Origin of the sequence: Roseateles chitinivorans, from assembly GCF_050632145.1 — a bacterium.
Lineage (GTDB): Bacteria > Pseudomonadota > Gammaproteobacteria > Burkholderiales > Burkholderiaceae_C > Roseateles > Roseateles chitinivorans_B.
Genome location: NZ_CP192577.1, coordinates 5,941,605 through 5,968,396 on the forward strand (window position 1 = coordinate 5,941,605; position 26,792 = coordinate 5,968,396).

Here is a 26,792-nt window from a genome sequence, read left to right on the forward strand (position 1 = left end):
TTTGTCGTTTTTGGCGCGAACGGTTGAAGCACGACATGTCGGCGCAGACCTAGCATGGCTTCATCCGACCACGGACATCGCTCGCCACAACGCCATGACCACGCCACCCATCTCCGCCCAAGCCGTTGCCGCCTACTTTCTCCACTTCTTCGAGTGGAAGCGCGATCCGATCAACAACTACAAGCTGCAGAAACTCCTCTACTACGTCCAGGGCTGGCACTTGGCGGAGTTCGACGAACCCGCCTTCCCCGAGCGGCTCGAAGCCTGCTTCTCTGGCCCCGTCTGTCCGGCGGTCTTCGATCGTTATTCGTCTTACACGTGGCGGCCCATCACCGAAGAAACCGCAGAACCCGAAGGCCTCCCGGATCGGCTGATCGGCGTGATGGAAAGGGTCCTTGACCTCTATGGATTCGACACTGGATGGTCGCTGGAGTACCGCACCCATCACGAGCCGCCGTGGCAGACAGCGCGCAGGGGCCTGGACCTCATCGACCCCTGCAACGAGGAGATCACGCACGCATCGATGGCGAAGTTCTTCAAGGCCGAGTCCGCAGCAATGAAGGAGGCTCAAGCATGAATCGACACAAGCATGGAGGCGCTTCTCACGCGCCGCCGCATCCGGCATCCGGAGCACTCCCTGACGGCCTGCTTCACTTTTCGTTCCGGCTTCTGCACGCCACTGACAAGTTTGATCACGACAAGGTCGCCGATGCAGAGTCCTACCTGTCGCGCCTGTTGAGCCGCCTGCAAGGGCTCTCGTCCATGAGGCCCGACGAATTTCGACGCAATCGAAACCGCGCCCTGCGAATTCATCCCGTTGACTGGTCCGAGACAACGGAGCAGCGAGGGTTCTCGCACCTCCCAAGCGGAATGCAGAACTACGGAGCCTGGCAGTTCCAACTGACAGCGAACGAACACGGCCGCGTGCACGGGATCCTGGTGGAGGATGTCTTCTACATCGTCTGGCTGGATCCCGAACACCGCCTCTACCAATGAGCCCGGAGCGCCCGATCATGGACGGCCATGCCCTACACTCGTCCTCCAACCAGACACCCCAGCGCCCTCCGCCCGAGGGCGTTGTCCATTTCCCGTCTACACCGCTCCCACCGCTCCCGATGACCAGCGCCGCGCCTGCCGATTTCAGCCACCACACGCCGATGATGCAGCAGTATTTCGGCCTCAAGGCCGAGCATCCGGACACGCTGCTCTTCTACCGGATGGGGGACTTCTACGAGGTCTTCTTCGACGACGCGCGCAAGGCGAACGCGCTGCTGGACGTCACGCTGACCACCCGCGGCCAGAGCGGTGGCGAGCCGGTCGTCATGGCCGGCGTGCCGGTGCACTCGCTGGACTCCTACCTTGCCAAGCTGCTCAAACTCGGCGAGTCCGTCGCGATCGCGGAGCAGACCGGCGAAGTCGGCGCCACCAAGGGGCCGGTCGAGCGCAAGGTGATGCGCGTCGCCACGCCGGGCACCGTCACGGAATCGGAACTGCTCGCCGACAAGCAGGACTCGATCCTGTTGTCCATCGCGACACAGGGCAAGACCTTCGGCCTGGCCTGGCTCTCGATGACCCAGGGGCAGATCGGACTGACGCAATGCGGCGAACGCGACCTCGCCTCGTGGCTGGCCCGCCTGTCGCCGGCCGAAGTCCTGATCGATCGCGAGAAACACCCCCGGCCGTGCTGGCCGCCAAGCTGCCGATCACCAATCGCCAGAGCTGGCAGTTCGACGCCAACCTGGGCAGCCGCAAGCTCTGCGAGCAGCTCGGGGTCGTCAACCTGCAAGGCCTCAACGCGCAGGACCTGCCCGCCGCCCATGCGGCCGCCTCCTGCCTGCTGTCCTATGCCGAGAGCACGCAGGGCACCCGCGCGCTGAAGCACGTGAAGGGCCTGCGGGTGCTGCGTACGTCGGACCTGCTCGACCTGCCGCCCGCCACGCAACGCAACCTGGAGCTGACGCAGACGCTGCGCGGCGAGACCTCGCCGACGCTGCTGTCGCTGCTGGATTCATGCCGCACCGGCATGGGCAGCCGCGCGCTGCGTTTCTGGCTGCTGCACCCGGAGCGCGAGCGCAGCGTCGCCCGCGAACGCCAGGACGCCATCGCCGAGCTGATGAGCACCGGTTTCGAACCCCTTCGGGAAGCCTTCCGCCAGGTCTCCGACGTCGAGCGCATCGCCGCGCGCGTGGCGCTGCGCCAGGTGCGTCCGCGCGAACTGGCCGGCCTGCGTGCGACGCTGCTGATCCTGCCCGAACTGGCCCAGACCGTACCCGGCGGCTCGGCCCTGCTCGAACAACTGTCCGAAGGCCTGCGGGCCTCGCCGCACATCGCCGAGCTGCTGACCCGCGCGATCGCCGAGGAACCTCAGGCGCTGCTCCGCGACGGCGGCGTGATCGCCAAGGGCTTCGACGAGGAGCTCGACGACCTGCGCGCCGTGCAGACCGACTGCGACCAGTTCCTGCTCGCGATGGAGGTCCGCGAACGCGCGCGCACCGGCATCGGCAACCTGCGGGTGAAGTACAACAAGGTGCACGGCTTCTACATCGAGGTCACGAACAGCGGCCTCGAGAAGATCCCCGCCGACTACACGCGCCGCCAGACGCTGACGAACGCCGAACGCTTCATCACCCCCGAGCTCAAGGCCTTCGAGGACAAGTCGCTGTCCGCGAACGAACGCGCGCTGGCCCGCGAGAAGATGCTCTACGAGCTGGTCATCGACCAGCTCACCGAGGAGATGCCGGCGCTGAGCCGGCTGGCGCGCTCGCTGGCGTCGCTGGACGTGCTGGCCGCGCTGGCGGAACGCGCGGCGACGCTGAACTGGTGCCGCCCCGAGTTCGTCCCGCATCCCTGCATCGACATCCAGGGCGGCCGTCATCCGGTGGTCGAGGCCCGGCTGCGCGAGACCGGCGCCGGCGAGTTCATGGCCAACGACTGCCGGCTCGACGCCCGCACCAAGCTGATGGTGATCACCGGCCCGAACATGGGCGGCAAGAGCACCTTCATGCGGCAGGTGGCGCTGATCGCGCTGCTGGCGGCCATCGGCGCCTACGTGCCGGCCACCGCCTGCCGGCTCGGCCCCATCGATGCGATCCACACGCGGATCGGCGCGGCGGACGACCTCGCGAACGCGCAGTCGACCTTCATGCTGGAGATGACCGAGGGCGCCGCGATCCTGCATGCCGCCACCGAGCAGTCGCTGGTGCTGATGGACGAGATCGGCCGCGGCACCTCGACCTACGACGGCCTCGCGCTGGCCGGCGCGATCGCCACCCACCTGCACGACAAGTGCCGCGCGTTCACGCTGTTCGCGACGCACTACTTCGAACTGACGGAGTTCCCGGCCAAGCACCCGCAGGCGGTCAACATGCATGTGTCGGCGGTCGAGAGCGGCGAGGACATCGTCTTCCTGCACGAGATCCAGCCCGGCCCCGCCAGCCGCAGCTATGGCGTGCAGGTCGCGCGCCTGGCCGGCATGCCGGGCCCGGTCGTGCGGCAGGCCCGCGCGGCGCTGGAAGCCCTGGAGGCACGCGCCAGCGAGGGCGAAACGCAGATCGACCTGTTCGCACCGCCGCCCGAGCCCGCGCCGGGCGCGGCGGCCGAAGAGCCCTCCGAACTGCTGGACGCACTGCGCGACCTCGACCCCGACGCGCTGAGTCCGCGCGAGGCCCACGCGGCGCTGTACCAGCTCAAGCTGCTGGCCACCGGCCGCGCCTGACCACGCCGTCACGCCCACCGCATGGACGCCGCCAAGACCATCGTCTTCTCGCACGCCAACGGGTTCCCGGCGGGCTGCTATCGCGTGCTGTTCGACCGCTGGCGCGACGCGGGCTGGACCGTGCACGCATTGCCGCGTATCGGCCACGATCCTCGGTATCCGGTCACCAGCAACTGGCCGCACCTGCGCGACGAGCTGCTGCACTTCATCCAGGACCAGGTCAAGCCGAGCGCGCCGGTGATGCTGATCGGGCACTCGCTCGGCGGGCTGCTGTCGCTGCTGGCCGCCTGCCGCAAGCCGGCGCTGGCACGGGGGCTGGTGATGCTGGACTCGCCGGTGATCGACGGCTGGCGCGCACACAGTCTGCAGGTCGCGAAATCGGCCGGCTTCATCAAGCGCGTCTCGCCGGGCAAGGTCTCGCACCAGCGACGCTACGAATGGCCCAGTCTCGACGAGGCGCACGCGCATTTCGCCGCCAAGCACAAGTTCGCCCGCTGGGATCCGCGCGTGCTGAAGGACTACATCGCCAGCGGCTTCGACGCGCACGAGGACGGCCAGGTGCGCCTGGGCTTCACGCGCGAGATCGAGACCCGCATCTACAACACCCTGCCGCACAACCTCCCGCGCATCCTGAGGGGCCACGCCCCCAGGTGCCCGGTGGCGTTCATCGCGGGCACGCAGTCGGAGGAGCTCCGGCAGGCCAACGCCGCCGGCTCCAAGGCGCTGGCCAAGGACCTGTTCCGATGGTTCGAAGGCACCCACCTCTACCCCTTCGAGAGACCCGACGACACAGCCACCCTCGTCCTTGAACTGATGGACACCATCGCGGCCAGAAGGGCTGAACAAGGAGGCCCCTGAGGGCCGACTCATCAAGCGAAGCCCGTGGGTCGGCTCCGCCGAGCCACCGGGCTTGCCCCTTGAGGGGGCCGGCGGAGCCGGTAGGGGTGGGTCTATAATCGCGCTTTACCACCACGGCGTTTTGAGATCCGGTACGACGCATCCGGGTTCATCGAGCGCTGCAAGACAATGACCAAGTACGTCTTCGTCACCGGCGGTGTCGTGTCCTCTCTCGGCAAGGGCATCGCATCGGCCTCTCTCGCGGCCCTTCTCGAGTCCCGCGGCCTCAAAGTCACCCTGATCAAGCTGGATCCCTACATCAACGTGGATCCGGGGACGATGTCGCCGTTCCAGCACGGTGAAGTGTTCGTGACCGACGACGGCGCGGAGACCGACCTGGACCTGGGTCACTACGAGCGCTTCATCACCACGCGGATGAAGAAGAGCAACAACTTCACCACCGGACAGATCTACATGTCGGTGCTGGAGAAGGAGCGCCGCGGCGACTACCTCGGCAAGACCGTCCAGGTGATCCCGCACATCACCAACGAGATGCAGGACTTCATCCGTCGCGGCGCCGGTCACGGCACGCCGGACGCGGTGGACGTGGCGATCGTCGAGATCGGCGGCACGGTCGGCGACATCGAATCGCTGCCCTTCCTCGAAGCCGCGCGCCAGATGAGCCTGAAGTCCGGCCCGAACAATGTCGCGTTCGTGCACCTGACCTACGTGCCGTGGATCGCCGCGGCCGGCGAGCTCAAGACCAAGCCCACGCAGCACACCGTGCAGAAGCTGCGCGAGATCGGCATCCAGCCCGACGCACTGCTGTGCCGCGCCGACCGCCGCATCCCGGACGACGAGCGCGAGAAGATCTCGCTGTTCACGAACGTGCCCGAGTACGGCGTGATCTCGATGTGGGACGTCAACACGATCTACAAGGTCCCGCGCATGCTGCACGAGCAGGGCCTGGACCAGATGATCTGCACCAAGCTGCAGCTCAACACCAAGTCCGCCGACCTGAAGCGCTGGGACACGCTGGTCAACGAGGTCGAGAACCCCAAGACTGAAGTCACCATCGCGATGTGCGGCAAGTACACCGACCTGTCGGACAGCTACAAGTCGCTGAACGAGGCGCTGCGCCACGCCGGCATCCACAACCACGCCCGCGTCAACATCGAGTATGTGGACTCGGAGACGCTGGACGCGGAACACTCGAAGCAGCTCGACAAGTACGACGCGATCCTGGTGCCGGGCGGCTTCGGCAAGCGCGGCGTCGAGGGCAAGATCCTCGCCGCCCAGTACGCCCGCGAGCACAAGACGCCCTACCTGGGCATCTGCCTGGGCATGCAGGTCGCGACCATCGAGTACGCACGCCACAAGGCGCACCTGGACGGCGCGAACTCGACCGAGTTCGAACCCGACGCGCCGCACAAGGTGATCGCGCTGATCGACGAGTGGCAGGACGCGGACGGCTCGATCCAGAAGCGCAACGCGCAGTCCGACCTCGGCGGCACGATGCGCCTGGGCGCGCAGAGCTCCGACGTCAAGCCGGGCACGCTGGCCTACGAGATCTACGGTCCGGTGGTGAACGAACGTCACCGCCACCGCTACGAAGCCAACGAGCAGTACCTGGACCAGCTCCAGGACGCCGGCCTGGTGATCTCGGCGATCACGCAACGCGAGAAGCTGACCGAGATCGTCGAGCTGCCGCGCACCGTGCACCCCTGGTACATGGGCGTGCAGTTCCACCCGGAGTTCAAGTCGACCCCATGGGACGGCCACCCGCTGTTCATCGCGTTCATCAAGGCCGCGCTGGAGCACAAGACCAAGGCCGGCCACGAGGTCAGCGCCCCCGCGGCCGCCTGATCCCGGCCGGGATCGGGGACGACGTCAGACACCCACGAACGAGACACCGCCCATGCCCGCTTTCATCATTGCCGACGTGACCGTGACCGACGCCGAACAGATGGCGAAGTACCGCGAATGGAGCACGAAGGCGATGCAGGAACATGGCGCGGAAGTGCTGGTCCGCGGCGGCGCGTTCGAGGTGCTGGAAGGCCCTTGGACACCGAACCGTCTGGTGGTGCTGAAGTTCCCCGACCGCGCGGCGGCCAAGGCCTTCTACGACTCCGAGACCTACCAGCATGCCAAGTCGCTGCGCGAGCACGCCGGCGTCATGCGCATGATCGTCGTCGACGGCGTCTGATCCCCCGCCATGCCCGACACGAGCCATCGCGCCGCCAGCCTGTCCAGACGGACGGCGAACGGCCCGGTGGCTTTTTCCGTCCCCCATTCAGGCCGCAGGTTGTTCAGCACAGGTAACCCGTTGCTGGCACCATGCGCGCCGACCGAGTTTTTTCACTTCTGGAGACTGTTCCCATGAGCGCCATTGTTGACATCGTCGGCCGAGAGATCCTCGACAGCCGCGGCAACCCCACCGTGGAATGCGACGTGCTGCTGGAGTCCGGCGTGATGGGCCGCGCCGCCGTGCCGTCGGGCGCGTCGACCGGCTCGCGCGAAGCCATCGAACTGCGTGACGGCGACAAGTCGCGCTACCTGGGCAAGGGCGTGCTGAAGGCCGTCGAGCACATCAACACCGAGATCTCGGAAGCCGTGCTGGGCCTGGACGCCTCCGAGCAGGCCTTCCTGGACAAGACCCTGATCGACCTGGACGGCACCGAGAACAAGAGCCGCCTGGGCGCCAACGCCATGCTGGCGGTGTCGATGGCCGTGGCGCGCGCCGCCGCGGAAGAATCGGGCCTGCCGCTGTACCGCTACTTCGGCGGCATGAGCGGCAACCAGCTGCCGGTGCCGATGATGAACGTCATCAACGGCGGCGCGCACGCCAACAACTCGATCGACCTGCAGGAGCTGATGATCATCCCCGTGGGCGCGCCGTCGTTCCGCGAGGCGCTGCGCTGGGGCGCGGAAGTCTTCCATGCGCTGAAGAAGATCATCGACGCCAAGGGCATGTCGACCGCGGTCGGCGACGAAGGCGGTTTCGCCCCGAACGTCGAGAACCATGAAGCTGCGATCCAGATGATCCTGGAAGCGATCGACAAGGCCGGCTACACCGCCGGCGAGCAGATCGCCCTGGGCCTGGACTGCGCCGCCAGCGAGTTCTACAAGGACGGCAAGTACGTGCTGGAAGGCGAAGGCGGCATCCAGCTGACGGCCGAACAGTGGACCGACATGCTGGCCACCTGGGTCGACAAGTACCCCATCATCTCGATCGAGGACGGCATGGCCGAAGGCGACTGGGACGGCTGGAAGCACATCACCGAGAAGCTCGGCGACAAGGTGCAGCTGGTGGGCGACGACCTGTTCGTCACCAACACCAAGATCCTGAAGGAAGGCATCGACAAGGGCATCGCCAACTCGATCCTGATCAAGATCAACCAGATCGGCACGCTGACCGAGACCTTCGCCGCCATCGAGATGGCCAAGCGCGCCGGCTACACCGCCGTGATCTCGCACCGTTCGGGCGAGACCGAGGACTCGACGATCTCCGACATCGCCGTCGGCCTGAACGCCGGCCAGATCAAGACCGGCTCGCTGTCGCGCTCGGACCGCATGGCCAAGTACAACCAGCTGCTGCGCATCGAGGAAGACCTGGGCGACGTGGCGGTGTACCCCGGCCGCGCGGCGTTCTACAACCTGCGCTGATACCTGCGCTGATCGCCGGCCTCGGTCCTCTGCGCTGGCTGAGGGCTGTGAAGCAAGGTGTTGCGCGCGGGCGCTCCCCGCGTTCGAAGGGCAGGCCCACGGGCCTGCCCTTTTTCGTTGCAGCTAAACTCGCGGCCTGTGAAAGCCCTGGCCATCGTCCTCACCGCCTTCCTTGTCGCCATCCAGGCCCAGCTCTGGTTCGGCAAGGGCGGCCTGGCCCGCGGCGTCCAGCTGCGCGCCGAACTGCGCGAGCAGGCCGACGCCAACGAGAAGGCCCGCGCGCGCAACACGCAGCTGCAGGCCGAGCTGCTCGACCTGCGCGAAGGCCTCGAGATGGTCGAGGAAAAGGCCCGCATGGAACTGGGCATGGTCAAGCCGGACGAGGTCTTCGTGCCGCTGCGTCGCTGAGACGCCGGGACCACGCGACAATCTCCCTTCCGCACTTCCCTCCCGCAAACCCCGCATGCTCTCGCCGATGGATGCCGTGCTCGCCTGGGCGCTCTCGCCCGCCTTCCATGCCCTCGGCAGCCCGATCAGCTGGCTGGAGCTCGTGGCCTTCGCGCTCGCGATCTGGATGGTCGTCTGCAACATGCGCGTCCAGGTGATGGCCTGGCCGTTGGCGCTGACCAGTTCGCTGCTCTACTTCCTGCTGTTCTGGAGCGGCAAGCTCTACGGCGAAGCGTCGCTGCAGCTGCTGTTCGCGGGGCTCGCGCTGTGGGGCTGGTGGCAGTGGATGCGCGGCCGCACGGCGGACGGCGACACCTTGCACGTGCGCACGCTCGGTCCGAAGGGCCGGGTCACCGCCGTGCTGTTCACGCTCGCGGCCTGGCCGCTGCTGGGGCTGTTCCTGCAGCACCGCACCGATTCCCCCTCCCCTATTGGGATGCCCTCCCCACGGTGGCCAGCATCACCGGCCAGTGGCTGCTCGGCCGCAAGTACCAGGAGAACTGGCCCGTCTGGGTGATGGTCAACCTGGTCAGCATCGGGCTGTTCGCGCTCAAGGGCTACTGGCTGACGGTCGTGCTGTACGCGGTGTTCGTGCCGATGTCGGTGGCCGGCTGGCGCGCCTGGCAGCGTCAGCTGCGGCCGGCGGCGATCGCCGCTTGAACGCGGCCGATCGCACGCCTTTGCCGGCCTGATGCGCTTGCGCCCACGCACTCCGACGCCCTCCCCGCCATGACGCTGCACATCGCCCTCGTCGGCGCCGAGAGCACCGGCAAGAGCCGCCTCGGCGTCGCGCTGCTGGCGCATCTGAGCGCCCAGACGCGGCTGCGCTGCGCGCTGGTCGGCGAGGTCCTGCGCGAGTGGTGCGAACGCGAGCAGCGCACGCCGCGCCCCGACGAGCAGCGCGCGATCGCCGAAGAACAATGGCGCCGGGCCGAAGCGGCCGCCGCGGATCACGACCTCGTCCTGCACGACACGACGCCGCTGATGACGGCCGTGTACAGCGAGCAGCTGTTCGCCGACACCAGCCTCTATCCATTCGCCCTGCAGGTCCAGGCCCGCATGGACGCGACGCTGCTGATGGCGCTGGACCTGCCCTGGGTCGCCGACAACATGCGCGACGGCCCGCACGCGCAGCAGCCGACGGATCGATTGCTGCGCCGCGCGCTGCGCGACGCGGGCCTGGGCTACAGCCTGGTCTCGGGCGCCGGACCCGAGCGGCTGCAGCAGGCACTCAACGCGCTCGGCCCGCTGCTGAGGCCTCATCTCGGTCGCGAGGACGGCCTCTTCGGCCGCCTGCTCCAGCGCGAGGAAAGCCTGGGCGGCGATGGGCGCTGGCAGGGCTGCGAACTCTGCGACGACCCGGCCTGCGAGCACGCCAGCCGCACCGCCGAGCGCCTGCCGCGCGCCTGAACGCCACGCTCACGGACCCGCCACACAGGCGAGGCACAATCCGCCGCTTCGCCCTCGCAAACATTTGCGGAGGGCTGGCATTTCGCGATTTCAGAGATTCACGGCGTTCCTGGAGCCTCCCCCGATGAACCGTCCTTCCGTCCGCCGCCCGCTGGGCGCCCTGTCGCTGCTGCTGAGCGCGGCCCTGCTCGCCGCCTGCGGATCGTTGAGCTCCTCCGGACCGCAGGCGCCCCTGCCGCCGTCGCTGGACGCGCCGGGCGCCGCCAAGGCCACTCAGACCGCAAGACCTGCCACCGCGACGGTCGCCGTCAAGGTGCTGGCGATCAACGATTTCCACGGCAACCTGCTCCCGCCGGCCGGCGGCATCAAGCTGCCCGACCCGCAGAACCCCGACAAGACGATCACGCTGGACGCCGGCGGCGCCGAGCGCATGGCCACGGTGGTCGCGCAGATCAAGGCGAAGAATCCCAACCACGTCTTCGTGGCCGCGGGCGACCTGGTGGGCGCGAGCCCGCTGCTGTCGGCGCTGTTCCATGACGAGTCGACGATCGAGTCGCTGGGCATGATGGGACTGGACATCTCCTCCGTCGGCAATCACGAGTTCGACCAGGGCATCGAGGAACTGCTGCGCAAGCAGCGCGGCGGCTGCCATCCGAAGGACGGCTGCAAAGGCCCGACTGAATTCAAGGGCGCGAAGTACCAGTACCTGGCCGCCAGCACCATCGACGAGAAGACCGGTCAGTCCGTGCTGCCGGCCTACGCGATCAAGCGCTTCGAGGGCGTGCCGGTGGGCTTCATCGGCCTGTCGCTGAAGGGCACGCCGGAACTGGTCAGCCCGACCGGCATCCGCGGCCTGCGCTTCGACGACGAAGCCGAGACGATCAACCGACTGATCCCCGAGCTGGAGCGCCAGGGCGTGCACGCGTTCGTCGTGCTGATCCACGAAGGCGGCTACCCGACCGGCGGCATCAACGACTGCCCGGAGATCTCCGGTCCGATCGTCGACATCGTCAAGAAGCTGGACAAGCGCGTCGGCCTGATCGTGTCGGGCCACACCCACCGCGCCTACAACTGCCGCATCGACGGCCGCCTGGTCACCAGCGGCGACAAGTACGGCACGCTGGTCACGGAGATCGACCTGACCCTGGACCGCGCCGCCGGCACGATGACCGAGGCGCGCGCCAACAACGTCGTGGTGCGCCCGGAGACGGCGAAGGACCCGCGCCAGACGCTGCTGATCAGCAGCTACCAGCACGTGGCGCAGCCGCTGATCGAACGCCAGGTCGGTTTCCTCGCGCAGGCACTGAGCAAGGAAGGCGACGACAAGAGCGATGGCGGCGGCACGACGATGGGCCAGCTCGTGGCCGACGCGATGCTGGCCGCGACGCGCGCGCCGGAGAACGGCGGCGCGCAGATCGCGTTCCAGAACAACGGCGGCGTCCGCACCGGACTCATCCATCGCGCGGACGACACGGTCACCTTCGGCGACCTGTTCGCGGCGCTGCCGTTCTCGAACGCATTGGTCGTGGTGGAACTGTCAGGCGCGCAGCTGCAGGCCGTGCTCGAAGAACAATGGTGGGCCAACGACCCGAAGAAATTCCTGCCGCTGCAGACCTCGCAGGGCTTCAGCTACCGCTGGGACAACCGTCGCCCCTTCGGCTCGCACGTGGTGCCCGGAAGCATGACGCTGAACGGCAAGGCGATCACGCCGGACCAGAAGGTCCGCGTCGCGATCAACAACTTCCTGCAGGTCGGCGGGGACAGTTTCAAGACCTTCACGACCGCGCGCCTGGTGCAGACCGGGCCGATGGACGTGGAAGCGCTGGAAGCCTACTTCAAGGCCCACGGCACCCAGCGCGTGAAGGCCACGGCGCTGGATCGGGTCGTGCGCGTGGATACGCCCTGACGATTCGGACAACGACTTCGGACAGCCTGGCGCGGGCTCTCCGCGACGCAGGGGGCATCGCGTCCGCGAACCCCCAGCATCACTCCGGCCCCACAAGCGCTCGCTGACCCCGGTTCTTGGCGCAGCGGTGCCGTGGGGCGCCTTCGTTACTGGACGTTCCTTGAGCCCGGGGCCTGGTTCTGCGGGTCGGTGAAGAGCTCACCGACATCCACCGGGTCGAAGACATAGTGGTTGCCGCAGAACTCGCAACCGATCTCGACACCACCGAGCTCGGCCAGGATCTCGTCGACCTCCTGTCTGCCCAGGCCCAGCAGCATGCGGCCCACACGCTCGCGCGAGCAGGTGCACGCAAAGCGCGGGTACTGCGGATCGAAGCGGCGGACGTTCTCTTCCCAGAACAGGCGGCGCAGGATGGTGTCGCTGTCCAGCGTCAGCAGCTCTTCCGCGGTCAAGGTCGCGGCCAGCATGCTGATGCGGTTGTAGGCGTCCTCCATCTCCTCTCGCGCGACGCCCGACATGGCGCCCGCCTCGAGGTTGCCCTCGCCCTCGATCGGCAGGCGCTGGATCAGCAGACCCGCGGCGAGCTGGTCGTTGGCCGCCAGCACCAGCGTGGTCTCGAGCTGCTCCGACTGCCGCATGTAGTGCTGCAGCACGTCGCTGAGCTTCTCCAGCGGCTGGCCCTGCGGGCCGCTCAGCGGCACGACGCCCTGGTAGGGCTGCTGACCCGGCAGGCGGTCCTTCGGATCGAGCGTGATCGCGACACGGCCCTGGCCATGCACGTTGAGCATCTGCTGCAGCGTCGCGTCGTCGACCACCGTCTCGCGCGTCTTCGCGGTGGAGCGGAAGCTCGCGTCCGGCTGCACTTCGACGACCGCCAGCTTCAGCGGCCCGTCGCCCATCACCTGGAAGATCAGCGCGCCGTTGAACTTGATGTTGGCCTGCATCAGCACGCCAGCCGCGGTCATCTGGCCGAGCAGGTCGCGCACCGCCGGCGCCAGCGGCTCCTTGCGGCGGCCGAGCAGTTCCTTCCAGCTGTCGTCGAGCCGGACCAGCATGCCGCGCACGGGCAGGCCTTCGAAGAGGAATTTGTGGAGCTCGCTCGGAGCGGGCTTGATCGACGTAGCCATGAGGTTCCTTTGAATTCGAGTTATCTGGGGACGGATTGCGGATCGTCAATGCGGACGAGTTCCTCGGCATACCGCTGGCCGTTCTTGACGTAATGGGCGGCGCTCATCGCCAGGCCCTGGATCTGCTGCGGCGTGAGTTCGCGCACCACCCGGGCCGGCGAGCCGACGATCAGGCTGCCGTCGGGAAATTCCTTGCCCTCGGTGACCAGTGCGCCGGCGCCGACCAGGCAGTTGGCGCCGATGCGCGCGCCGTTGAGCACGACCGCGCCGATGCCGATCAGCGCGTTGTCGCCGACGGTGCAGCCGTGCAGCATGACCTGGTGGCCGACGGTGACGTTGCGGCCGAGGACCAGCGGCATGCCGGCGTCGGCGTGCAGGACGCTGCCGTCCTGGATGTTGCTGCCGGCGCCGATGGTGAGGTGTTCGCTGTCACCGCGCAGGACTGCGTTGAACCAGACGCTGACGTCGTCCCCGAGCGTGACGCGGCCGACGACCTGCGCGCTCTCGGCGATCCAGACGCCGGTGCCGAGTTCCGGCGTGTGTTCGCCGAGGCGGTAGACGGCCATGCGGTTCTCCAAAAGGGATAATTCTACGAATGGAACTCCGATCCCGCGCGCTGCAGGTGCTTCTGATCGCGGAGCCGCAGGCCAAGGCGCTCGCGGCCCGTGAGTTGCACGACGCGGCCGTCGCCGCCGAGGCTGCCGCGCTCGACACCGCCACCCTCCTCACCCCTGACACCGAGCCACCCGGCCGTCCGGAGCGGCCGCGGCTGCTCGCGGCGCTGCAGGTGGGGTCGCGTTCGCCGTTCACCCCCGAGGGCCGCGCGGCGCTGATCCACGCGATCGCGCACATCGAGTTCAACGCGATCAACCTGGCGTTGGACGCGGTCTGGCGCTTCCCCGGCATGCCGCGCCAGTACTACCTCGACTGGCTGCAGGTCGCGTCCGAGGAGGCGCTGCACTTCACGCTGCTCGACGGGCATCTGCGCGGCCTGGGCAAGTCCTACGGCGACTTCGATGCGCACGACGGGCTGTGGACGATGGCGATGCGCACGGCCGGCGACGTGCTCGCGCGCATGGCACTGGTGCCGCGCACGCTGGAGGCGCGCGGGCTGGACGCGACGCCGCCGCTGCAGGCCAAGTTCGCCAAGGCCGGCGACGCGCGCGCGGTGGAGATCCTCGACGTGATCCTGCGCGACGAGGTCGGCCACGTGCGCATCGGCAACCACTGGTACCGCCACCTGTGCCGCGAGCGCGGGCTGGATCCGCTGACGCTGTATCCCGAACTCGTCGAGCGCTACGAGGCACCGAGGCTGCGCCCGCCGTTCAACGTCGAGGCGCGCAGCGCCGCCGGCTTCAGCGACGAAGAGATCGCCTACCTGGGCAGTTGAGCGCCGCACTGCCTGCCAACTCCGGCGGAAGCTGCTGCTGCTGCAAGCCTCCCCTGCCAGCCCAAGAAGGCTGGCTCGCCCGTGCCATCCGGCGCGGGCACCGAGATCCCCGACACTCCCGCCCATGACCCGCATCCAAGCCAACCTGCTGCTGACCCTCATCGCGATGATCTGGGGCTCGGCCTTCGTCGCCCAGGCCCACGGCATGGAGAGCATCGGTCCGATGATGTTCACCGGCATCCGCTTCCTGATCGGTGCGCTGGTCGTGCTGCCGCTGATCGTGCGCGAGCGTCGCGCGCCGGGTGCGACGGCGCTGCGCGGCAGCGACGGGCTCAAGATCATGGGCCTGGGCGCCCTGCTGACCACGGGCGCGGCACTGCAGCAGATCGGCATCCAGTACACCTCGGTGACCAACGCCGGCTTCCTGACCGCGTTGTACGTGCCGCTGGTGCCGCTGCTGGGCTGGCTGGTGCTGCGCCACCTGCCGCACTGGTCGGTGTGGCCGGGCGCGCTGGCCTGCCTGGTGGGCGCCTTCCTGCTGTCGGGGGCGCACGAACTCAACATCGGCGTGGGCGACGCCTGGGTCATCGCGTCCTCGTTGCCCTGGGCCGTGCACGTGCTGCTGGTGGGCATGGTCGCGGACCGGATGAACGCGCCGTTCACCGTGGCGGGCGGGCAGTTCCTGTTCTGCGGCGTCGTTGCGCTGGCATGGGCGCTGGGCTTCGAGTCGTGGAGCTGGGCCGGCATCGAAGCCGCCGCCGGCCCCATCCTCTACACCGGTGTGCTGTCCGTGGGCGTCGCCTTCACCGGCCAGGTCGTCGCGCAGCGCTACGCGCACGCGGCCGACGCCGCCATCATCCTGTCGTCCGAGACGCTGTTCGCCGCTGTCTTCGGCTACCTGATGATGGGCGACCGCCTCAACGGTGCCGGACTGCTGGGCTGCGCGCTGATCCTCGGCGCGATGCTGCTGATCCAGTTGCTGCCCATGCTGCGCGTGCTGCGGCCGCGCACGGCCTGACCCTCGCGCTCAATCCGAGGCTCATTCCAACGGAAACGCGCTCGTCTTCTTGACGGTGCGCAGCACCAGCATCGAATTCGCCTTCGCCACGCCCGGCAGCTGCATGAGCACATGCGTGTGCAGACGCTCGAGGTCCTCGGCGTCCTTGTAGGCGAAGCGCAGCAGGTAGTCGTTGCTGCCAGCGACGTAGAAGCAGTCGAGGATGTCGGGTGCGTCCTTCACGGCCTGCTCGAACTCGGCCAGCGCGGCGGGCGTCATGCGCTCGACGTTGACGATGGTCCAGCTGGTGCCGGGCTTGCCGATCGCCTTCGGATTGAGCAGCGCGACCACGCGGTCGATCACGCCGGAATCCTCCAGCCGCTTGACCCGCCGCAGGCAAGCCGACGCCGACAGGTGGACCTGCTGCGCGAGGTCCTGGTTCGAGATGCGCGCGTCGCGCTGCAAGACCGCGAGGATCGCGCGGTCGATCGCATCCAGTTGCACTTCCTTGATCATCGACGGCATTCTGTTCGAAGAATTGCGACTCAGGCCGCAGCAGATTGCGCCGTCTCGGGTTTTCCCGCCGCCGGAACGCTCACCGATTGCGCCTGAGCTTGCCTAGACTGGCTGCATCGACCACGCGCGCCGAACGCGCGCTCCGAACACGCTCCGGGAGTTCCCATGTCCACCTCCGCCCGCCCCGACCTCGACGCCTACTGGATGCCGTTCACGGCCAACCGCCAGTTCAAGCAGTCGCCCCGCCTGCTCACGCGTGCCGACGGCATGTTCTTCACCGACGACCAGGGTCGGCAGATCCTGGACGGAGTCGCCGGCCTGTGGTGCGTGAATGCGGGCCACAACCGGCCGCGCATCGTGAAGGCGATCCAGGAGCAGGCGGCAGAGCTCGACTTCGCGCCGCCGTTCCAGATGGCGCATCCGAAGGCGTTCGAGCTGGCGTCACGGCTGGCGGAGATCGCGCCCGAGGGCATGAACAAGGTGTTCTTCACCAACTCCGGATCGGAGTCGGTGGAGACGGCGCTGAAGATCGCGCTGGCCTACCACCGCGTCCGCGGCGAGGGCCAGCGCACGCGACTCATCGGGCGCGAGCGCGGCTATCACGGCGTCAACTTCGGCGGCATGTCGGTGGGCGGCATGGTCGCGAACCGCAAGATGTTCGGCTCGCTGCTGGCTGGTGTCGATCACCTGCGCCACACGCACGACATCGCCCGCAACGCCTTCAGCGTCGGCCTGCCGCCCCACGGCGCGGAACTGGCCGACGACCTCGAGCGCATGGTCGCTCTGCACGACGCGTCGACGATCGCCGCGGTGATCGTGGAGCCGGTGGCCGGCTCGGCCGGCGTGCTGATCCCGCCGCAGGGCTACCTGCAACGGCTGCGCGAGATCTGCGACAGGCACGGCATCCTGTTGATCTTCGACGAGGTCATCACCGGCTTCGGCCGCACCGGCAGCCCGTTCGCGGCGCAGACCTTCGGCGTGACGCCGGACCTGATGACGGTGGCCAAGGGCCTGACCAACGGCTGCGTGCCGATGGGTGCGGTGTTCGCGCAGCAGCGCGTCCATGACACCTTCATGACCGGGCCCGAGCACCTGATCGAGTTCTTCCACGGCTATACCTACTCGGCGCATCCGCTGGCCTGCGCGGCGGGCCTCGCGACGCTGGACACCTATGCGGAAGAAGGCCTGCTGACGCGCGCTTCGGCGCTGCAGGGCTACTTCGCCGAACAGCTGCATTCGCTGCGCGGCGAACCCCACGTCATCGACGTTCGCAACCTCGGCCTGGTCGGCGGTGTCGAGCTGTCGCCGCGCGCGGGCGAGCCGACCAAGCGCGCCTTCGAGACCTTCCTCGACTGCTGGCAGCAAGGCGTGCTGATCCGCACCACGGGCGACATCCTGGCGCTGTCGCCGCCGCTGATCGCCGAACGCGAACACCTGGATCGGATGATCGACGCGATCCGCGTGGCGTTGCGGCGGTTGAAGTGACCCGCGAGTCGGACGGCCGGAACTCAACGTCGACCGGCAGAGGCGGCCGGAGCCTGCCGGCCCGCCGATGCCTCGGCCTGGCGCCGCCGTTCGTCGCGGATCTGCCGCAACTGGCGCAGTAGTTGCTCCCCTTGAGCATCGCCTGTGCCGATGGCCCGGCTGGAACAGTGGTCGACCTTGATGCCATCCTCGCCATATGGCTCGAGCAGATAGACCTGCCCGACGATCAGAGGCAGGCTGCACATGGAGATCTCCGGCTCGGTCCACACCTTCGTCAGCGGCGGACCGGCCGATGCCTTCAGGGTCTCGAGGACCTGGAGATCGCCCCAGATGCGCGCCTCGCCGATCCAGGCACGCTGGTACTGGACGCGCGTCACGCGGGCGATGACGAGTCGATCCGATGTCTTGAACAGGCTGGCCGCATCCCGCTTGAGGCAGCTGCAGGCCTGCGCCAGGGAGGGCATCGACAGGCCGCCAGCGACGAGCAACGCCAGCATGACCGATCGAAACGCGCGACTGTCCCACCGTCTCATGACGACGTCCTCTCCCTCAGTTCCTTGCGGACGACCAGCTTGAGCCCCGACCACACCTCGCTCACCGCGCAGACCTTCACGTCGACCCAGCCGAGCGGCAGGCACTCCTGGCGGATGACGTCCTCGGTGATCGTGGTCGGGACCTTCGAGGCCTTCTTCGGCCAGGAGATCCACAACGCCGCGTCATCGCGCAACTGGCCGCGCAAGGCCTTGAGCTGATGCGCGAGGTCATGGCGCTGGACGAGGAACACATGCGCGACGTCGACGGTCGCCGACGGCTGCTTCGCGCGTGTGACACCCTCGGGCATGGGCGCGAGCCAGTCGTCGTAGTCCTCGGGCTCCCCCAGCGTCCACAGCGTGCTGCCTGCCGGGATCCCCAGCTTGCGTGCGAGGGGCGTTCCCGAGTAGCCCGCCGCCGTCGTTTCCACCCCTGTCGCCATGCCTGATCCCTCCCTGCGTCGGGCATCATCACCCACCATGTCCAGCGCCACAACCGACCAGAAACCCGCGGCCGTCGAGGGCGCGCACGGCCACCACGTCCCGTGGCTCTCCTACCTGAGCCTGGCCGCCAGCACCAGCGTGATCGGCAGCTATGTCGGCCTGTCCAAGCTGCTGGTCGTCGTCTTCCCGGTCTTCCTGCTGGCCTTCCTGCGCTTCGGCATGGCGGCCGTGTTCATGCTGCCCTGGCTCAGGCGCGGACCGGCAGAGAAGCCGCTCACCGGCCGCACGCGCTTCCTGCTCTTCCTCGAGTCCTTCTTCGGGAACTTCCTGTTCTCGATCTGCCTGCTGTTCGGGATGAAGCACAGCTCGGCCGTCGTGGCCGGCGTGATCATGGCCGGCATCCCGGCGACCGTCGCGTTGATGAGCTGGCTCTTCCTGCGCGAACGCATCGCGCCGCGGACGCTGTTCGGCATCGCCATGGCGGTCGGCGGCATCGCGATGGTGGCGCTCGACCGCCACGGCGGCGGTGAACACCTGGGCGACACCTCCGCCTGGGGCGCGCTGCTGCTGGTCGCGGCCATGTGTTGCGAGGCCAGCTATGTCGTCATCGGCAAGAAACTCACCGCCGACCTGCCGCCGCGCCGCATCAGCGCGCTGATCAACCTCTGGGGCCTGGTGCTCGTCACGCCGCTGGGTCTGTGGCAGGCCGTCGACTTCGACTTCGGCTCGGTCGCCGTCAAGGACTGGGGACTGCTGCTCTTCTATGCGATCGCCGCCAGCACCGTCACGGTCTGGCTCTGGATGAAGGGCCTGCAGCACGTCAGCGCCGCCAAGGCCGGGGTCTTCATGGTGTTCCTGCCGATCTCGACCGCGCTCGTCGGGCTGGTCCTGCTCGGCGAACAGATGAGCGGCATCCAGCTGCTCGCCTATGCACTGGCGCTCGGCGGCGTCGTGCTGGCGACCTGGCCGGGTCGCCCCTCCTGCTGAGCACCAACCGGTCTTGTCGGGGATTACACCGGTCTTCGTCTAGTTTTACTACCAATGTAATACCATTTGCGGAGCCGGCCCGCTAAGATGGGTCGATCGAACTTGCCCGGACGGCTGACGCCCGGGCCGCCAACGCCCCGCCGATGAACGCGAACGCCCCTTCCCCGGCTCCTACGCCTAGTTTTCCGACAACCGTCCGCCCCGCCACCAGCCAGGCCGACTGGGAAAGCTGGATCGCCAGCTGGTATGCCGTCCTGCGGCAACCCGTGCGTACCGGTGTGAGTCCTTTGGCGCAGACGCCGGTCAAGGATGGTTCCGGTACCACCTCCGGCGCTCCTGCCCAGCGTTCGCCTCACGTGCTCGTCTTCGCGCCGCATCCGGACGACGAGTGCATCGTCGGCGCGTTGCCGCTGCGGCTGCGCCAGGAGGCCGGCTGGCGCGTCACCAACATCGCCGTCACGCTGGGCAGCAAACAGGACCGCCGCGCCGAGCGCTGGACCGAACTCGGCGCCGCCTGCGACGTGCTGGGCTTCGACCTGCGCCTGCTCGCCGCCGACGGCTTCGAGCAGGTGAAGCCGGAAGCCGCCGCCGCGCGCACGCCGCTGTGGCAGCAGCAGGTCCGGCTGGTGGCCGAACTGCTGGTCGCCGAGAAGCCGGCGCTGATCCTCGTGCCGCACGCGGGCGACGGCATCCCGACGCACATCGGCGTGCACCTGCTCGTCAGCGAGGCGCTCGCGCAGGCCAGGATCTCCACCGTCTTCGCCCACACCGAGTTCTGGGCCACGCAGCCGTCGCCGACGACGCTCATCGAGACCGGTCAGCGCGACACCGCGCTGCTGGTGCGGGCGCTGGCCTGCCACCACGGCGAGATCGCCCGCAATCCGTATCACCTGCGACTGCCGGCCTGGATGGCCGACAACGTGCGCCGCGGCGGCGAGCTGCTCGCCGGTCCGGGCGAAGCGCCGCCGGACTTCGCCTTCGGCACGCTGTACCGCCTGACGCGCTGGGTCGACGGCGTTGCCGTCGGCGAACTGCCGAACACGCACTGGTCCTGCGACGCGGCGCTCGACCCGTCCGCGCTGCTCGGCGGCTGAGCGACCGCCGCTCCGCGCCCCCACCGCGCGCCAACTTCAACTCATCGCCGCCCGCGCTTTCGGCATACGCGCCGCGCACGCGGAAGCGACGCGCGGCCTCGTGCAGGCCTATGCTTCGGGTTCCTTCTTCGAGCCCTTCCGCCACGCCATGAGCGACGCCCGCACCGATCACCCGACCCACCTCCGCGTCCACCAGTTCGCCGGCTTGAAGCCCGGCCCCAAGCTCCTGGTGACGGGCGCCGTGCACGGCAACGAGGTCGCTGGCGTCAACGGCATCCAGCGCGTGCTGGCGATGCTGGACGAGGGCGCGCTGACGCTGCTCAAGGGCACGCTGACGATGATCCCCGTCGTCAATCCGCTGGCGCACCGCCTGCAGCGTCGCGAGGGCGAGCGCAACCTGAACCGCAACCTGCGCATCAACCCGATCCCGCAGGACTTCGAGGACCGCATCGCCAACCGCCTGTGCCCGTGGATCGCCGCCAGCGACGTGCTGCTGGACCTCCACAGCTTCAACAACCCCGGCCCGGCCTTCGCGATGATCGGCCCGCGCGACAACGACGGCGAGCTGGAGCCCTTCCGCCACCAGGCCGCCGAGAGCGCACTGGCGCTGGCCGTGGGCACCTCGCGCCTCGTCGAGGGCTGGCTGTCCACCTACGCGCTCGGCCTGAAGCGCCGCGCCGACAAGGCCGCGGACGGCTCGCGCAAGATGGCGCTGCAGCAGGATCCGCATTACGGCGTCGGCACGACCGAGTACATGCGCAGCACCGGCGGCTACTGCATCACGCTGGAATGCGGCCAGCACGCGGATCCGCAGGGTCCCGAGGTCGCCTTCAAGGCGATCCTGCGCGCGCTGGTGCTGCTGGGCATGATCGCGCCGGAGGGCGTCGAGCTCGCCGATCCGAAGCGCCCGGTCGAGCTGCTGCAGCTCTACGAGGTCGTCGACCGCGAGAGCCTGGACGACCGCTTCGAGCGTCCCTGGGCCAGCTTCGACGCGATCGCCGAGGGCGAGCGCATCGGCACCCGCGTGGACGGCACGCCGGTGCTGGCGCCCTCCGGCGGCCGCATCGTCTTCCCCAACAACAACGCGGAACCCGGCCACGAGTGGTTCTACCTCGCAAAGCCCAGCGACCGCGTGTTGTCTTGAGCTTCTGGCTAGAGTCGGCGGCATGAACGACACCACCGCCTCTTCCGCCCAGCCCCTTCAACCGCTGCGCATCGATTTCGTTTCCGACGTCGCCTGCCCGTGGTGCGCCGTCGGCCTGAAGTCGCTGGAGACCGCCCTCGCCCGCGTGCCGGACGTGAAGGTCGACATCCACTTCCAGCCCTTCGAGCTGAACCCGCAGATGGCCCCCGAGGGCGAGGACATCGAAGAGCACCTGTCGCGCAAGTACCGCTCCACGCCCGAGCAGCGCAAGGACATCCGCGCGCACCTGAAACAGCGTGGCGCCGACGTCGGCTTCACCTTCACCGAAGGCGCGCGCAGCCGCGTCTGGAACACCTTCGACGCCCACCGCCTGCTGCACTGGGCCGGCCTTCAATCGGCTCAGGCGCAACGCGACCTCAAGCTCGCGCTGCTGACCGCGTATCACACGAACGGCAAGAACCCCGGCGACCGCGAGACGCTGATGGGCACGGTCCGCGAGATCGGCCTCGACGCCGCTGAAGCGGCGCGTGTGTTCGACAGCGGCGAGTTCGCCGAGGACGTGCGCGAATCCGAATCGCTGTGGCAGGGCCGCGGCATCAGCTCGGTGCCGGCGGTCGTGATCAACGAGAAGTACCTCATCTCCGGTGGCCAGCCGCCGGAGGCCTTCGAGCAGGCGCTGCGCCAGATCGCCTCCGAACAGGCCTGAGCAAGGCTCGATCCGAAGGCAGGGCGTGCTGCTGGGGCCGGAATGGTGCGGGAGGTTCGCGGGACGCGAGGCCTCCTGCACCGTGGAGTGCCCGCGCCAGGCCTCCCGAAGTCGACCGAGGAAGGTAACGGTTCCAAACGCAAGGGGGTTGTTCCGCTGCCGCCACCGCCGCCAGAACTGAGACAATCCGTCCATCGTTTGAACGGGGCCCGCGTCCTCCGCGTGGCCCCGTTGTCTTTGCTGTTGCCCTGAAGTTGTCGGGAGATGTCGTCCGTATGTTCAAGAACCTGATCGTTTACCGTCTGTCCACCGACTGGCAGCCCAATGTCGAGAAGCTCGAGGATGCGCTCGAGAACGAGCGTTTCGTCCCCTGCGGCGCGACGGAGGCGCTGTCGGCCGGCTGGGTGCCGCCGCGTGGCGAACCTGGTGCCCGCCTGCTGGAAGAGATCGGCGACCACTGGCTGCTGAGCCTGCGCATGGAAAAGCGCGTGCTGCCCGGGTCCGTCGTGCGCGAGAAGGTCGACGAGATGGTCGAGCGCATCGAGCTCGAGACCGGCCGCCGCCCGGGCAAGAAGCAGCAGCGCGACATGAAGGAGCAGGCCACGCTGGAGCTGCTGCCGCGCGCGTTCACGCTGCAGTCGCACCTGCGGGTGTGGATCTCCCCAAGCAGGGCTTCCTGATGGTGGACGCGGGCTCGATCGGCAAGGCCGACGAGCTGATCACGCTGCTGGTGAAGGCCGATTCCTCGATCAACCTGCACCTGCTGCAGAGCGCCGAATCGCCGGCCGCCTGCATGGCCGCGTGGTTGATGGACGGCGTGCCGCCGGCGGAGTTCGTCATCGACCGCGACTGCGAACTGAAGGCTGCCGACGAGATGAAGGCCGCCGTGCGCTACGCCCGCCACCATCTGGACACCGACGAGGTGAAGGCGCACCTGACCAGCGGCAAGATGCCGACGCGCCTGGCGATGACCTGGAAGGAACGCGTGTCCTTCACGCTGACGGACACGATGCAGATCAAGGGCATCAAGTTCCTGGACGTCGTCTTCGACGGCCGCGACAAGCCGGCCAAGGACGAGGCCTTCGACGTCGACGCGGCGCTGGCCACCGGCGAACTCGCGCAGCTGATCCCCGACATGATCGAAGGCCTGGGCGGCGAGCTCGACTTCATCGGCCAGTCGGCCAAGATCGCGGCGGAACATGCGCCGGGCGGCGCGGCATCCAAGCCGGCCGCCTCCGAGGCGGGGACGGCCAAGGCGACGGCGAAGGCGGCGGCGTCGTCCGCCAAGGACGAGGACCTCGCCGCCGAAGCGGCGCCCTGGGACTGACCCCGCCATGACGGACGCCCCCGCCGCGGACACCGACTGGGTGCGCCACGGCGCGGGCCACGACGGCCTCGATCGCCTCGAGGCCTTTTTCATGGCGAGGCCTACACGCCGCATCGCCACGACACCTACGCCATCGGCAGCACGCTGAGCGGCGTCCAGTCCTTCACCTACCGCGCGGCGCTGCGACACAGCCTGGCCGGACACACGGTCGTGCTGCATCCGGACGAACTGCACGACGGACATGCCGGCACCGACGCCGGCTTCCGCTATCGCATGCTCTACCTGGCGCCGGCGCGCCTGCAGGAGATGCTCGGCGGCGTCGCCCTGCCCTTCGTACCGGGCGGCGTCTCCACCGATCCGCGACTCGCCCGCGCGACACGTGCGCTGCTGATGCGACTCGCCGCGCCGCTCGACGCGCTGGAGCAGGATGACGGGCTGCTGGAACTCGCGACCGCGCTGCAGCTCGCGACGGGCACGGCACCCCGCGCCGTGCGAGGCGACTACCGCGCCGCCCGGATCGCCCGTGAACTCATGGACGACCGGCTCGATGCTCCCGTGACGCTGGACGACCTCGCCGCCGCCGCGGGCCGCGACCGATGGAGCCTCTCGCGCGACTTCCGCGCCAGCTTCGGCACCAGCCCGTATCGCTACCTGACGCTGAGGCGGCTGGATCTGGCGCGCCGGTTGATGCTCGCCGGACAACCCCTTGCGGAATGCGCGGTGCACGCCGGCTTCGCGGACCAGAGCCACCTGACGCGCCAGTTCGCGAGCGCCTTCGGCGTCACGCCGGCGCGATGGCTTCGCATGTCCGGCGCGCCGGCGCCCCGCCGGCTGCCATAGACGCACGATCGTTCAAGACGGGTCGCCGGCCGGTCGCCAAGATGGGCGTTCCGACAGACTCCCGCGCGTTGATCGCCTTGAACCCCATGAACGCCTCGAATGCCTCGAACACGGCGCCCACGACCGCCGCCGCCTCGGCCCCACCGCGGGGCTACCGCGCCATCAACCTCGCCGACAAGCTGTCGCTGCTGCATGAACAGTGGTCGCAGCGCGTTGTCGCGGAGATGAACGACTACCAGTTCAAGATCGCCAAGGTCGAAGGCGAATTCCTCTGGCACGCGCATGCGGAGACCGACGAGACCTTCCTCGTCGTGGCCGGCGAGTTGCGGCTGGAGTTCCGCGACGGGGCGGTCACGCTACGCGCCGGCGAGATGTTCGTCGTCCCGCGCGGCGTGGAGCACAGGCCCAGCGCCGCGCAGGAGACGCACATCCTGGTCGTCGAGCCGCGCGGCGTGGTGAACACGGGCGCCGAGCACAACGAGCGCACGCAGCCGAACGACCGGTGGGTCTGATCAGGGATCGGCAACCGCATGAGCTGAAGATCAGGGGATCAGAGGATCAGAAGAGGTCCTGCTGCTCGCCGACCTGCTGCCCGGTCGCACGGGCCTCGATCGCGAGGATCTTGAGCTTGGTCACGACGCCGCCCGGCGCGGAGAAGCCGGTGAGGTTCGCCGCCTTGCCGGCCGTGGGCGCGCCCATCACCCGATGGCAGGGCACGATCGGCGGGAACGGGTTGTGGCCTTCGGCGCGGCCGACCGCCCGCGCCGCGTTCGGCTGCCCGAGTCGCGTGGCCACTTCGCCGTAGGTCAGCGTCTGCCCGACCGGGATGCGCCGCGTGAGCGCGAGCACCTCGCGATCGAACGCCGGCACCGCGCTGTCATCGAGTTCGATTTCCAGCAGGTCGCGCGCCTCGCCATCCAGCAGCGCGCGCACGCCGAGGCAGGCCTGCCGCACCGCCTCGGGCAGGCGCTCGAAGTCCGGCTCCTCGCGCGCCGTGGGGAAGCGCACCCACATGCGGTCGCGCGTGACGGACAGGCTCTCCTCCGGCAGCTGCGACGCGACGATGCCGCGCTCCGTCCACGCGATGCCGCAGTGGCCGAGCACCGTCGGATAGCAATGGAAGAACACCTGCGGCGCCATGGGGCGGTGCTGATCCGCGACGCGGTCAGTTCGTGACCGGAGCCGGCGAGGCCGGCGAGACAAGCTCGATCGACGCCTCGACCGGTGGCTTGAAGGCGGGATGCTGCATCGCGATCTCGGCGGCCTGCAGGCGCGCGTCCGTGGCGAGCTTGGCGACCTCGCGCGGCGCCATCGCCTTGAGCTTGTGGTCCGACCACACCTGGCGCCAGCGACGCGCGCCGGGCAGGCCGTTCCACAGGCCGAGCGCGTGCCGCATCGCCTGCGACCACGGCCGGCCGAGCGCGACCTGCCGGTCCAGATAGTCGAGCCACTGCGCCTCGACCTCCTCGCGACTCGCGACCGGCGCCTGCGCCTCGCCGAAGAAGCGCTGATCCCACTGCGCCATCTGCCAGGGCTCGTGATACGCCTGCCGGCCGATCATCACGCCGTCGACGTGATGGAGTTGCTCCGCGATCTCGTCGTCCGTCTTGAGTCCGCCGTTGATGGCGATCGTCAGATGGGGGAACTCGCGCTTGAGGCGATGCACGAGCTCGTAGCGCAATGGCGGGATGTCGCGGTTCTCCTTCGGCGACAGCCCCTGCAGCCACGCGTTGCGCGCATGGACGAGGAAGACCTCGCAGCCCGCCTCGGCGACCTGGCCGACGAAGTCGCGCACGAAGTCGTAGCTCTCGATCCGGTCGATGCCGATGCGATGCTTGACGGTGACCGGAATGGCCACCGCATCGCGCATCGCCTTGACGCCGTCGGCGACCAGCCCGGGCTCGGCCATCAGGCAGGCGCCGAACGCGCCGCGCTGGACGCGCTCGCTCGGGCAGCCGCAGTTCAGGTTGACCTCGTCGTAACCCCACTGCTCGGCCAGCTTCGCGCAGGCGGCGAGGTCGGCCGGCTCCGAGCCGCCGAGCTGCAGCGCGACGGGGTGCTCCTGCTCGTTGAAATCGAGGTGCCGGGGCTTGTCGCCATGCAGGATCGCGCCGGTCGTCACCATCTCGGTGTAGAGCAGCGTGTGGCGGGTCAACAGCCGATGGAAATACCGGCAATCCGCCGTCGTCCAGTCGAGCATGGGTGCGACGGACAGACGCCAGGG

Annotated in this window: 24 protein-coding genes and 4 pseudogenes; 21 read left to right on the plus strand and 7 right to left on the minus strand. The window is 68.6% G+C overall.

The window, feature by feature from the left end:
• The first annotated feature begins 94 nt into the window (after window positions 1-94).
• The 11 genes and pseudogenes from ACQ86G_RS27210 (at window position 95) to ACQ86G_RS27260 (ending at window position 11,981) form a co-directional block, all read left to right on the plus strand.
• On the plus strand, window positions 95-577 hold the full coding sequence (locus ACQ86G_RS27210; RefSeq protein WP_431258194.1) for a Panacea domain-containing protein: 483 nt from the start codon (window positions 95-97) through the stop codon (window positions 575-577).
• The gene (locus tag ACQ86G_RS27215; protein ID WP_431258195.1) at window positions 574-996 is read left to right on the plus strand and encodes a hypothetical protein; all 423 of its coding nucleotides are present in this window, start codon (window positions 574-576) and stop codon (window positions 994-996) included. The genes ACQ86G_RS27210 and ACQ86G_RS27215 overlap by 4 nt, the downstream gene beginning before the upstream one ends.
• Window positions 997-1,115: 119 nt before the next feature.
• Window positions 1,116-3,715 (plus strand): annotated as a pseudogene (mutS, locus tag ACQ86G_RS27220) (DNA mismatch repair protein MutS).
• A 21-nt stretch (window positions 3,716-3,736) separates the two neighbouring features.
• Window positions 3,737-4,573 (plus strand): alpha/beta fold hydrolase, encoded by an 837-nt coding sequence (locus tag ACQ86G_RS27225; protein WP_431258196.1) that lies wholly within the window; start codon window positions 3,737-3,739, stop codon window positions 4,571-4,573.
• Between the two features lie 168 nt (window positions 4,574-4,741).
• On the plus strand, window positions 4,742-6,418 hold the full coding sequence (locus ACQ86G_RS27230) for a CTP synthase (RefSeq protein ID WP_431258197.1): 1,677 nt from the start codon (window positions 4,742-4,744) through the stop codon (window positions 6,416-6,418).
• A 52-nt stretch (window positions 6,419-6,470) separates the two neighbouring features.
• On the plus strand, window positions 6,471-6,758 hold the full coding sequence (locus ACQ86G_RS27235) for a DUF1330 domain-containing protein (protein ID WP_431258198.1): 288 nt from the start codon (window positions 6,471-6,473) through the stop codon (window positions 6,756-6,758).
• Between the two features lie 173 nt (window positions 6,759-6,931).
• A complete protein-coding gene (eno, locus tag ACQ86G_RS27240) occupies window positions 6,932-8,218 on the plus strand; it encodes a phosphopyruvate hydratase (RefSeq protein WP_088405489.1) in 1,287 nt (428 codons plus the stop codon).
• A 138-nt stretch (window positions 8,219-8,356) separates the two neighbouring features.
• Entirely contained in the window at window positions 8,357-8,626 is a 270-nt protein-coding gene (gene ftsB, locus ACQ86G_RS27245; protein ID WP_088405488.1) for a cell division protein FtsB, read from the plus strand.
• A gap of 181 nt (window positions 8,627-8,807) precedes the next feature.
• Window positions 8,808-9,325, plus strand: a pseudogene (pnuC, locus tag ACQ86G_RS27250) (nicotinamide riboside transporter PnuC).
• 69 nt (window positions 9,326-9,394) lie between these two features.
• Window positions 9,395-10,075: an AAA family ATPase gene (locus tag ACQ86G_RS27255; protein WP_431258199.1), complete on the plus strand. Its 681-nt coding sequence runs from the start codon at window positions 9,395-9,397 to the stop codon at window positions 10,073-10,075.
• A gap of 124 nt (window positions 10,076-10,199) precedes the next feature.
• The gene (locus tag ACQ86G_RS27260) at window positions 10,200-11,981 is read left to right on the plus strand and encodes a bifunctional metallophosphatase/5'-nucleotidase (RefSeq protein ID WP_431258200.1); all 1,782 of its coding nucleotides are present in this window, start codon (window positions 10,200-10,202) and stop codon (window positions 11,979-11,981) included.
• 146 nt (window positions 11,982-12,127) lie between these two features.
• Here the strand turns inward: ACQ86G_RS27260 and ACQ86G_RS27265 are convergent, their stop codons facing one another.
• Window positions 12,128-13,108: an Hsp33 family molecular chaperone HslO gene (locus ACQ86G_RS27265; protein ID WP_431258201.1), complete on the minus strand. Its 981-nt coding sequence runs from the start codon at window positions 13,106-13,108 to the stop codon at window positions 12,128-12,130.
• A gap of 20 nt (window positions 13,109-13,128) precedes the next feature.
• Entirely contained in the window at window positions 13,129-13,674 is a 546-nt protein-coding gene (locus ACQ86G_RS27270) for a gamma carbonic anhydrase family protein (protein WP_431258202.1), read from the minus strand.
• 29 nt (window positions 13,675-13,703) lie between these two features.
• Between ACQ86G_RS27270 and ACQ86G_RS27275 the strand changes: the two genes are divergently transcribed.
• The gene (locus ACQ86G_RS27275; protein WP_431258203.1) at window positions 13,704-14,498 is read left to right on the plus strand and encodes a ferritin-like domain-containing protein; all 795 of its coding nucleotides are present in this window, start codon (window positions 13,704-13,706) and stop codon (window positions 14,496-14,498) included.
• 124 nt (window positions 14,499-14,622) lie between these two features.
• Entirely contained in the window at window positions 14,623-15,516 is an 894-nt protein-coding gene (locus ACQ86G_RS27280) for a DMT family transporter (RefSeq protein WP_431258204.1), read from the plus strand.
• Between the two features lie 21 nt (window positions 15,517-15,537).
• On the opposite strand, the gene ACQ86G_RS27285 is transcribed toward ACQ86G_RS27280, so the two are convergent.
• On the minus strand, window positions 15,538-16,011 hold the full coding sequence (locus ACQ86G_RS27285) for an Lrp/AsnC family transcriptional regulator (RefSeq protein ID WP_431258205.1): 474 nt from the start codon (window positions 16,009-16,011) through the stop codon (window positions 15,538-15,540).
• Between the two features lie 165 nt (window positions 16,012-16,176).
• Between ACQ86G_RS27285 and ACQ86G_RS27290 the strand changes: the two genes are divergently transcribed.
• Window positions 16,177-17,496 carry an aspartate aminotransferase family protein gene (locus tag ACQ86G_RS27290; RefSeq protein WP_431258206.1) on the plus strand — a complete coding sequence of 440 codons (1,320 nt, stop codon included), beginning with the start codon at window positions 16,177-16,179 and terminating at the stop codon, window positions 17,494-17,496.
• Window positions 17,497-17,519: 23 nt separating this feature from the next.
• On the opposite strand, the gene ACQ86G_RS27295 is transcribed toward ACQ86G_RS27290, so the two are convergent.
• Window positions 17,520-17,993, minus strand: a complete 474-nt coding sequence (locus ACQ86G_RS27295) for a hypothetical protein (RefSeq protein ID WP_431258207.1) — start codon at window positions 17,991-17,993, stop codon at window positions 17,520-17,522.
• A 32-nt stretch (window positions 17,994-18,025) separates the two neighbouring features.
• Entirely contained in the window at window positions 18,026-18,469 is a 444-nt protein-coding gene (locus tag ACQ86G_RS27300) for a DUF3052 domain-containing protein (protein WP_431258208.1), read from the minus strand.
• Window positions 18,470-18,506: 37 nt separating this feature from the next.
• On the opposite strand from ACQ86G_RS27300, the gene ACQ86G_RS27305 reads away from it, so the two are divergent.
• The 7 genes and pseudogenes from ACQ86G_RS27305 (at window position 18,507) to ACQ86G_RS27335 (ending at window position 25,080) form a co-directional block, all read left to right on the plus strand.
• A complete protein-coding gene (locus tag ACQ86G_RS27305) occupies window positions 18,507-19,457 on the plus strand; it encodes a DMT family transporter (RefSeq protein WP_431258209.1) in 951 nt (316 codons plus the stop codon).
• Between the two features lie 356 nt (window positions 19,458-19,813).
• Complete coding sequence (locus tag ACQ86G_RS27310; RefSeq protein ID WP_431258210.1) at window positions 19,814-20,551, plus strand: PIG-L deacetylase family protein; 738 nt, start codon at window positions 19,814-19,816, stop codon at window positions 20,549-20,551.
• A 148-nt stretch (window positions 20,552-20,699) separates the two neighbouring features.
• Window positions 20,700-21,695, plus strand: a complete 996-nt coding sequence (locus tag ACQ86G_RS27315; protein WP_431258211.1) for a succinylglutamate desuccinylase/aspartoacylase family protein — start codon at window positions 20,700-20,702, stop codon at window positions 21,693-21,695.
• 22 nt (window positions 21,696-21,717) lie between these two features.
• Window positions 21,718-22,401 carry a DsbA family oxidoreductase gene (locus ACQ86G_RS27320; RefSeq protein WP_431258212.1) on the plus strand — a complete coding sequence of 228 codons (684 nt, stop codon included), beginning with the start codon at window positions 21,718-21,720 and terminating at the stop codon, window positions 22,399-22,401.
• A gap of 275 nt (window positions 22,402-22,676) precedes the next feature.
• Window positions 22,677-23,728: pseudogene (locus ACQ86G_RS27325) on the plus strand (recombination-associated protein RdgC).
• A gap of 7 nt (window positions 23,729-23,735) precedes the next feature.
• Window positions 23,736-24,568, plus strand: a pseudogene (locus ACQ86G_RS27330) (AraC family transcriptional regulator).
• 86 nt (window positions 24,569-24,654) lie between these two features.
• On the plus strand, window positions 24,655-25,080 hold the full coding sequence (locus ACQ86G_RS27335; RefSeq protein WP_431258213.1) for a cupin domain-containing protein: 426 nt from the start codon (window positions 24,655-24,657) through the stop codon (window positions 25,078-25,080).
• 46 nt (window positions 25,081-25,126) lie between these two features.
• On the opposite strand, the gene ACQ86G_RS27340 is transcribed toward ACQ86G_RS27335, so the two are convergent.
• On the minus strand, window positions 25,127-25,708 hold the full coding sequence (locus ACQ86G_RS27340) for a methylated-DNA--[protein]-cysteine S-methyltransferase (protein WP_431258214.1): 582 nt from the start codon (window positions 25,706-25,708) through the stop codon (window positions 25,127-25,129).
• Window positions 25,709-25,733: 25 nt separating this feature from the next.
• The gene (gene dusA, locus ACQ86G_RS27345; RefSeq protein ID WP_431258215.1) at window positions 25,734-26,768 is read right to left on the minus strand and encodes a tRNA dihydrouridine(20/20a) synthase DusA; all 1,035 of its coding nucleotides are present in this window, start codon (window positions 26,766-26,768) and stop codon (window positions 25,734-25,736) included.
• Window positions 26,769-26,792: the final 24 nt, after the last annotated feature.

Excerpts from the sequence above, each read along its gene's own strand:
- ACQ86G_RS27210 (WP_431258194.1), top strand. The coding sequence starts at position 95 with ATGACCACGCCACCCATCTCCGCCCAAGCCGTTGCCGCCTACTTTCTC.
- ACQ86G_RS27215 (WP_431258195.1), top strand. The coding sequence starts at position 574 with ATGAATCGACACAAGCATGGAGGCGCTTCTCACGCGCCGCCGCATCCG.
- ACQ86G_RS27225 (WP_431258196.1), top strand. The coding sequence starts at position 3,737 with ATGGACGCCGCCAAGACCATCGTCTTCTCGCACGCCAACGGGTTCCCG.
- ACQ86G_RS27230 (WP_431258197.1), top strand. The coding sequence starts at position 4,742 with ATGACCAAGTACGTCTTCGTCACCGGCGGTGTCGTGTCCTCTCTCGGC.
- ACQ86G_RS27235 (WP_431258198.1), top strand. The coding sequence starts at position 6,471 with ATGCCCGCTTTCATCATTGCCGACGTGACCGTGACCGACGCCGAACAG.
- eno (WP_088405489.1), top strand. The coding sequence starts at position 6,932 with ATGAGCGCCATTGTTGACATCGTCGGCCGAGAGATCCTCGACAGCCGC.
- ACQ86G_RS27255 (WP_431258199.1), top strand. The coding sequence starts at position 9,395 with ATGACGCTGCACATCGCCCTCGTCGGCGCCGAGAGCACCGGCAAGAGC.
- ACQ86G_RS27260 (WP_431258200.1), top strand. The coding sequence starts at position 10,200 with ATGAACCGTCCTTCCGTCCGCCGCCCGCTGGGCGCCCTGTCGCTGCTG.
- ACQ86G_RS27265 (WP_431258201.1), bottom strand. The coding sequence starts at position 13,108 with ATGGCTACGTCGATCAAGCCCGCTCCGAGCGAGCTCCACAAATTCCTC.
- ACQ86G_RS27270 (WP_431258202.1), bottom strand. The coding sequence starts at position 13,674 with ATGGCCGTCTACCGCCTCGGCGAACACACGCCGGAACTCGGCACCGGC.
- ACQ86G_RS27275 (WP_431258203.1), top strand. The coding sequence starts at position 13,704 with ATGGAACTCCGATCCCGCGCGCTGCAGGTGCTTCTGATCGCGGAGCCG.
- ACQ86G_RS27280 (WP_431258204.1), top strand. The coding sequence starts at position 14,623 with ATGACCCGCATCCAAGCCAACCTGCTGCTGACCCTCATCGCGATGATC.
- ACQ86G_RS27285 (WP_431258205.1), bottom strand. The coding sequence starts at position 16,011 with ATGATCAAGGAAGTGCAACTGGATGCGATCGACCGCGCGATCCTCGCG.
- ACQ86G_RS27290 (WP_431258206.1), top strand. The coding sequence starts at position 16,177 with ATGTCCACCTCCGCCCGCCCCGACCTCGACGCCTACTGGATGCCGTTC.
- ACQ86G_RS27295 (WP_431258207.1), bottom strand. The coding sequence starts at position 17,993 with ATGCTGGCGTTGCTCGTCGCTGGCGGCCTGTCGATGCCCTCCCTGGCG.
- ACQ86G_RS27300 (WP_431258208.1), bottom strand. The coding sequence starts at position 18,469 with ATGGCGACAGGGGTGGAAACGACGGCGGCGGGCTACTCGGGAACGCCC.
- ACQ86G_RS27305 (WP_431258209.1), top strand. The coding sequence starts at position 18,507 with ATGTCCAGCGCCACAACCGACCAGAAACCCGCGGCCGTCGAGGGCGCG.
- ACQ86G_RS27315 (WP_431258211.1), top strand. The coding sequence starts at position 20,700 with ATGAGCGACGCCCGCACCGATCACCCGACCCACCTCCGCGTCCACCAG.
- ACQ86G_RS27320 (WP_431258212.1), top strand. The coding sequence starts at position 21,718 with ATGAACGACACCACCGCCTCTTCCGCCCAGCCCCTTCAACCGCTGCGC.
- ACQ86G_RS27335 (WP_431258213.1), top strand. The coding sequence starts at position 24,655 with ATGAACGCCTCGAATGCCTCGAACACGGCGCCCACGACCGCCGCCGCC.
- ACQ86G_RS27340 (WP_431258214.1), bottom strand. The coding sequence starts at position 25,708 with ATGGCGCCGCAGGTGTTCTTCCATTGCTATCCGACGGTGCTCGGCCAC.
- dusA (WP_431258215.1), bottom strand. The coding sequence starts at position 26,768 with ATGCTCGACTGGACGACGGCGGATTGCCGGTATTTCCATCGGCTGTTG.